The 6,944-nt window shown below is 62.5% G+C and carries 6 protein-coding genes; 3 read left to right on the plus strand and 3 right to left on the minus strand.

Translation table 11 applies throughout. From position 1 onward, the window contains the following. Positions 1 to 25: 25 nt before the first annotated feature. The 3 genes from ACQKPZ_RS25070 to ACQKPZ_RS25080 form a co-directional block, all read right to left on the minus strand. A complete protein-coding gene (locus ACQKPZ_RS25070; RefSeq protein ID WP_391138199.1) occupies positions 26 to 2,080 on the minus strand; it encodes a putative bifunctional diguanylate cyclase/phosphodiesterase in 2,055 nt (684 codons plus the stop codon). A gap of 329 nt (positions 2,081 to 2,409) precedes the next feature. After that, entirely contained in the window at positions 2,410 to 3,006 is a 597-nt protein-coding gene (locus tag ACQKPZ_RS25075; RefSeq protein ID WP_391138117.1) for a superoxide dismutase, read from the minus strand. A 196-nt stretch (positions 3,007 to 3,202) separates the two neighbouring features. Beyond that, positions 3,203 to 3,802 carry a LysE/ArgO family amino acid transporter gene (locus tag ACQKPZ_RS25080; protein ID WP_427543437.1) on the minus strand — a complete coding sequence of 200 codons (600 nt, stop codon included), beginning with the start codon at positions 3,800 to 3,802 and terminating at the stop codon, positions 3,203 to 3,205. A gap of 101 nt (positions 3,803 to 3,903) precedes the next feature. Here ACQKPZ_RS25080 and ACQKPZ_RS25085 point away from each other — a divergent pair, with 101 nt between their 5' ends. The 3 genes from ACQKPZ_RS25085 to ACQKPZ_RS25095 all read left to right on the plus strand — a co-directional run bounded on the left by ACQKPZ_RS25085 (position 3,904) and on the right by ACQKPZ_RS25095 (position 6,796). After that, on the plus strand, positions 3,904 to 4,794 hold the full coding sequence (locus ACQKPZ_RS25085; protein ID WP_391138111.1) for a LysR family transcriptional regulator ArgP: 891 nt from the start codon (positions 3,904 to 3,906) through the stop codon (positions 4,792 to 4,794). Between the two features lie 49 nt (positions 4,795 to 4,843). Further along, a complete protein-coding gene (locus tag ACQKPZ_RS25090) occupies positions 4,844 to 5,839 on the plus strand; it encodes an NAD-dependent epimerase/dehydratase family protein (RefSeq protein ID WP_427543440.1) in 996 nt (331 codons plus the stop codon). An 87-nt stretch (positions 5,840 to 5,926) separates the two neighbouring features. Continuing rightward, positions 5,927 to 6,796, plus strand: coding sequence for an ATPase (locus ACQKPZ_RS25095; protein ID WP_427543443.1), 870 nt, complete (start codon positions 5,927 to 5,929; stop codon positions 6,794 to 6,796). The last annotated feature ends 148 nt before the right edge of the window (positions 6,797 to 6,944 follow it).

A 6,944-nucleotide genomic window follows, 5' to 3' on the forward strand; every position in this document is an offset into this window, starting at 1 on the left:
TCACGGCCTATAACCGGGGGATGGGTCAGAGCATCGAGACCTGGTTGCGCTGCGCCTGCTTGAGGAAGTGGGTCAGCTCCCGAGCCGATAGGGGCTTGCTGTAGTGGTAGCCCTGGCCCTCGTGGCAGCCCTGGGCAACGATGTAGGTTTCCTGCTCGGCAGTTTCCACGCCTTCGGCGATTACCTGCATACCGAGGCTTTTGCCCAGCTGGATGATGGCGCGAACGATGGTGGCGTCGTCATCGTCGTCCAGCAGGTCCTGGACAAAGCTCTTGTCGATCTTGATCTTGTCCAGCGGCAGCGACTTCAGGTAGCTGAGCGATGAGTAGCCGGTGCCGAAGTCGTCGATGGCAATCATCGCCCCGGAGCGGCGCAGGCTGAGCAGGTGCTGGGCGGCGGTGCTGATGTCTTCCATCAGGCCGGTTTCGGTCACTTCCAGCTCCAGGCTGCGCGGGGGCAGGCGGTAGGCCTGCAGCAGGTTGTTGACCACCCGTGGCAGCTCGCTGTGGTGCAGTTGCACGGTGGACAGGTTGACCGCCATGCGCAGGTCGCTGAAGCCTTGGTCGTGCCATTCGCGCAGTTGGCGGCAGGCCTGGTCCAGTACCCATTCGCCAATGCCGATGATGCTGCCGTTCTGTTCGGCCAAGGGAATGAACTGGTCCGGAGGCACCATGCCCAGCTCCGGGTGCTGCCAGCGCAGCAGCGCCTCGACACCGACCACGCGGTGGTCGCGGTAGCTGATCTGCGGCTGGTACACCAGGTACAGCTGGTTGCGCGGCAGGGCTTCACGCAGGTCCTTTTCCAGCTCGCGGCGGCGGCGCATTTCGCTGTCGACGCTGGCGATGTAGAACTGGTAGCGGTTACGCGAGCGAGCCTTGGCCAGGGTCATGGTCTGTTCGGCTTTTTGCAGCAGCTTCTCGGTGCTGTCGCCGTCTTCGGGGAACAGGGTGATGCCGATGGTGGCACGCAGGCGGATCTGCTGGTGGTGGTCGAGGTCGAAAGGCACTTCCAGGTCGTCGAGGATGCTTTGCGCCAGCTCGGCCGCTTCGTAGGGCTGTTCGATATTGGCCTGCACCAGGGCGAACTGGTCGCCGCCCAGCCGCGCAAGGGCACCCAGGCGGCCACTGTGGGCGCGCAGGCGGTCGGCCAGGGCCAGCAGCAACTGGTCGCCAACCTGGTAGCTGAACTGTTCGTTGATGCCCTTGAAATCGTCCAGCCCCACGCACAGCACCGCCACACGGTGCTGCAAACGGCCGCCATCGATGAGGATCTTGTCCAGCTGCTGTTGCAGTTGCTGGCGGTTGGGCAGGCCGGTGAGGAAGTCATATTGGGCCATGCGCTGCAGGCTGTTTTCGGCTTCGTGGCGCAGGTGGGTGTTGCGCTCGATCGAGGCCAGCAACTGGTTGGCGGTGTTGACCCACAGGCCCAGTTCGTTCTTTTCGTGGCCCTTGAGCAACGGTATCTGATGCTGGCTGGGGCGGTCGGGGTTGATCTGGGTAAGGTGCTCGATGATCTTGGACAGCGGCTTGGTCAGCAGCCAATGGTACACCAGGTACAGCACAAGGCCCATGGCCAAGGCCCGCAATACGCCGGAAATGAAGATGATCACCGCGTTGATCAGGAAGTCTTCGCCATAGGACGAGGTGTCGAGGGTGATGCTGAGGTCGCCGTAGTATTCGCTATAGGGGCCGCGGCCGACCAGTTGCGTGGTGTAGGTGCGTTCCTGGCCAAGGATGAGGTCGGTCAGCCAGCGCATGGACATGTCCTGCAGCGGGCGGGACTTTTCGGCCAGCATGGTTTCGTTGGGGTGGCCGATGGAGGCCATGCGCACCGATTCGTCCTGGAACAGGCCTTCCATCACCTGCATGCCCATTTCGCGGTCGAGGCTGTACACCGCCTGGGTGGAAGGGTCGCGGAACATGTCGAGGATGCGCTGGGCATCGTTGTTCACGGCCTGGCGGGTCTTGTAGGTGTCATAGACGATTTGCGCACAGCTGAGCACGACGCCAACCGCCAACGCCGACAGCAACACGACCCTGAGCAACTTGACCGACAAGCTGTTCCGCAATTCCAGCTTCAATGAGGTTTCCTTATCCATGCGCGTGGCATCATTTTGCCATCAACGATGACGATACACTATCGGCCGATCATGAGCAGTGTATCGGTTGCATGACCCCGCAACTTGAGTGCGCTGTATCAATCTTCCAGAGCTTTGATGTTAGCGCGGTATGCGCGCTGAGCAAGCAAAACCGTGCCGGCCTCTTCGCGGGCACGCCCGCTCCCACAGGGATAGCATCAAGGTCACCGGCAGCGCCGTATCTGTGGGAGCGGGCATGCCCGCGAAGAGGCCGGCACAGGCATAAAAAAACCCGGCACATGGCCGGGTTTTTACGTTCAGGGCTGAAGGACTCAGGCCTTGAAGGTATTGCCTTCGAACTGCTCGGCAACGAACTTCCAGTTGACCAGGTTCCAGAACGCCTCGACGTACTTCGGACGGACGTTGCGGTAGTCGATGTAGTAGGCGTGTTCCCAGACGTCGCAGGTCAGCAGCGGGGTGTCGCCGCTGGTCAGCGGGCAGCCGGCGCCGATGGTGCTGGCCAGGGCCAGGGAACCGTCAGCCTTCTTCACCAGCCAGCCCCAGCCGGAACCGAAGGTGCCAACCGAAGTCTTGGTGAACTCTTCCTTGAACTTGTCGAAGGAACCGAAAGCGGCGTTGATGGCGTCAGCCAGGGCACCGGTCGGCTGGCCACCGGCGTTAGGTGCCAGGCAGTTCCAGTAGAAGGTGTGGTTCCAGACCTGAGCGGCGTTGTTGAAGATGCCGCCCGAAGAGGACTTGACGATCTCTTCCAGGGTCTTGCCTTCGAATTCGGTGCCTGGGACCAGGTTGTTCAGGTTCACGACATAGGTGTTGTGGTGCTTGTCGTGGTGATACTCCAGGGTTTCCTTGGAGATGTGCGGCTGCAGGGCATCGTGGGCGTACGGCAGCGGCGGCAATTCAAAAGCCATGGTGGATCTCCTGATTCAGGTCTAGTTCGCGGTTTGCGCAGGGCCGATCACGGGCGGCCCTATGAGCGTCGGCGAGTTTGTACTCTTTGCGACGCAAGCCCCCGATCATAGCACCAGCCCCGGCGCATAACCACGCAACAAAGATAGGGAATAGAGGTTCCAGAGCGGTTACACGTTACCGACCGGTGGCGTGTATTCAGGAAAAGATCAACTGCGCCGCCACTGCGAACATCATCACCGCCACCATCAGGTCGAGCATGCGCCAGGTTGCAGGCCGTGCCAGCCAAGGTGCCAGCCAGGCTGCGCCGATCGCCAAGGTCGAGAACCACAGCAGCGAAGCACTGGCTGCGCCGGCCACGTAAGCCCCGGGCACGGTCTGCTGGGCGCCAAGCGAGCCGATCAGCAACACCGTGTCGAGGTACACGTGCGGGTTGAGCAGGGTTACCGCCAGGGCGCTGAGCAGCACCGCCCGCCGCGAGCGCGTGCCTTGGCCCTGCTGGTGTTGCAGGCTTTGCTTCGAACAGGCGCTGCGCAACGCCTTGGCGCCGTACCAGATGAGGAACACGGCACCACCCCAGCGTGCGACTGCCAGCAAGGTCGGGTTGTGCGCCAGCACCGTTGCCAGGCCAAACACACCGGCAGCCACCAGGATGGCATCACAGACGATGCACAGCGCCGCCACCGGCAGGTGATGCTCGCGGCGCAGGCTTTGCGCGAGCACGAAGGCGTTCTGCGCACCGATGGCCATGATCAGCCCCAAGGCCACCAGCATGCCGTTGATATAGCTTTGCCACATGGCGTGCTCTCCATTGAAAAACCGAAAAAGATGGTGGTCATTCTGATGATTTGCCCTGTATAAGAAAAACAAATAAAGCTGATCCGTCATTAGGAAAATCGATGTTCGACTACAAGCTGCTGGCCGCCCTTGCGGCGGTGATCGAACAGGGTGGTTTCGAGCGCGCGGCGCAAGTGCTGGGTTTGTCGCAGTCGGCCATTTCGCAGCGCATCAAGTTGCTGGAGGCCCGAGTCGGGCAGCCAGTGCTGGTGCGTGCCACACCGCCCAGTCCGACCGAGGTCGGCCGCCAGTTGCTCAACCATGTGCAGCAGGTGCGCCTGCTTGAACGTGACTTGCAGCGCCAGGTGCCGGCGCTGGACGAAGAGGGCATGCCGGAGCGCCTGCGCATCGCCCTCAACGCCGATAGCCTGGCCACTTGGTGGGCTGGCGCGGTGGGCAACTTCTGTGCGCAGCAGAACGTGCTGACCGACCTGGTAGTAGAAGACCAGGAAGTGGGCCTGAAACGCATGCGTGCGGGTGAGGTGGCGGCCTGCCTGTGTGGCAGTGAACGCCCTGTCGCCGGGGCACGCAGCCTGCCACTGGGGGCGATGCGTTACCGGGCGTTGGCAAGCCCCGGGTTCATGGCGCGGCATTTTCCCCAGGGCTTTGTCGCCAGCCGCCTGGCCCGCACCCCGGCGATCGTGTACGGCCCGGACGACTTCCTGCAGCATCGCTACCTGGCATCGCTCGGCATCGAGGACGGTTTCCTGCACCACCTGTGCCCTTCATCCGAAGGCTTCCTGCGCATGACCGAGGCGGGGCTCGGCTGGGGGCTGGTGCCCGAATTGCAGGCCCGGGAGCAACTGGCCAGCGGGCAGTTGGTGGAAATCTGCAGCGATACCCCCATCGATGTGCCGCTGTACTGGCATCATTGGCGCAATGGCGGGCAACTGCTCGCGCAACTGACTGACCACCTGCGGCACACCGCACGGCATTGGCTGGTGCCCTTGTAGCCACGGCTGGCGTCAGTTGCATCTGAAATCTGGCAAGACGGAGTCTTACATGCGAATTCTGGTCACCGGCGCGAGTGGCTTCATCGGCGGGCGCTTTGCGCGCTTTGCCCTGGAGCAGGGCCTGGACGTGCGGGTCAGCGGGCGCCGCGCCGAAGGGGTCGAGCACCTGGTCAAGCGCGGCGCCCAGTTCATTCCTGGCGACCTTGGCGATGCCGAACTGGCCCGGCGCCTGTGCCAAGGCATCGATGCCGTGGTGCACTGCGCCGGTGCAGTGGGCACCTGGGGGCGCTATCAGGACTTCTATCAAGGCAATGTGGTCGTCACCGAGAACGTGGTCGAGGGCTGCCTGAAGGAGCATGTCCGGCGCCTGGTTCACCTGTCGTCGCCGTCGATCTACTTCAATGGCCATTCGCGTGTGGATATCCGTGAAGACCAGGTACCGCGCCGCTTCCACGATCACTATGGGCACACCAAGTACCTGGCCGAGCAGAAAGTGTTCGGTGCGCAGGAGTTTGGCCTGGAAGTGCTGGCGCTGCGCCCGCGCTTCGTTACGGGCGCCGGTGATGCCAGCATTTTCCCGAGGCTGATGCAGATGCAGCGCAAAGGCCGTGTGGCAATCATCGGCAACGGCCTGAACAAGGTTGATTTCACCAGTGTGCACAACCTCAACGAGGCGCTGCTCAGCGCACTGTTCGCTGAGGAGCGCGCGCTGGGCCAGGCCTACAACATCAGTAACGGTCAACCGCTGCCGCTTTGGGACGTGGTCAACTACGTGATGCGCCAGATGCAGCTGCCTCAGGTTACCCGCTACCGTTCCTACGGCCTGGCCTACAGCCTGGCCGCGCTGAACGAAGCGGCCTGCATGCTGTGGCCCGGGCGCCCGCAACCGACCTTGTCGCGCGTGGGAATGCAGGTGATGAGCCGCGATTTCACCCTGGACATCAGCCGTGCCCGGCAATACCTGGACTACCAGCCCAAGGTCAGCCTGTGGACGGCGCTGGATGAGTTCTGTGGCTGGTGGAAGCACTTGCCGCAGGCGCATTGATGCCACTGGGCGGACGATGGTCATCAACGTGCCGCGCTGGCGGTTTATACTCGTGCCTCTTTGCGACTACCGCGGTTGAATGTATCCATGCGTAACCATGCTCACGATGACTACGATGACGTGCCTACCTTGCGGGCGGGCACCGTTGATGATGACGAACTGATGCCGGCGCACGTGGTGCGCAGCCGCCAGAAAGCCGCCCGTGGTGCCAGCACGGCGCCGCTGTGGGCATTGCTGGGTGCTTCGTTCATCGCATTGGCAGGCCTGGGTTGGTGGAGCTTCCAGCAGATCTCGTTGATGGAGCAGCAACTGGTGGCGACCCAGGAGAGCTTTGCCCGCATCAGCGAAGATGCGGCCGGGCGCTTGCAGGCGATCAGTGGCAAGGTGGCGGCCAGCGAGTCTGGCGCCACGACCAACAGCGAGGCGCTGAAGTTGCAACTGCGTCAGTTGCAGAAAGGTGTAGCGGGGCAGACCGGTGACTTGGGCAAGCGCCTGGAGCAGGTGCTGGCTGATACCCGTGAGCAGCAGAAGGCTGTTGCCGAGCTGCAAGGCCAGTTGCAGGCACAATTGAAGCTGGTGAATGGTGAGCTGGCAGCGTTGCGTTCGGGCCAGGTTGATGGTGGCAAGCTGGATGCGCAGTTCAAGGGTTTGAACGAGCAGGTGGCTGCGCTGAAGGCCGCGCAGGTGGATGGCGGCAAGCTGGACGGGCAGCTCAAGAGCCTGGGCAGCGATGTGGCGGCGCTGAAGAAGCAGGGTAACCCCAGTGCGGCGATCCAGAGCCTTGAGCAGGACATGGTCGTGCTGAAGAGCCAGATCGACAACCGCCCGGCTGCTTCGTCGGCGGGTGGCGCTTCGGTGCAGGAGTTCGATGCCTTCCGGGCACAGATGACCCGCAATCTGAATACCTTGCAGAGCCAGATCCAGAACCTGCAACAGCAGATCAGTGCCCGGCAGTGAAATTGCAGGGGAGGGCTTTGCCCTCCTTTCGCGACACAAGGCCGCTCCTACAGGGGATCGCGTACCCCTGTAGGAGCGGCCTTGTGTCGCGATAGGGCCGCAAAGCGGCCCCGGCAAAATAAAACAAAGCCGCGGGTAATCGATATAA

Source organism: Pseudomonas sp. NPDC089547 (genome assembly GCF_050280665.1).
Taxonomy (GTDB): Bacteria; Pseudomonadota; Gammaproteobacteria; order Pseudomonadales; family Pseudomonadaceae; genus Aquipseudomonas.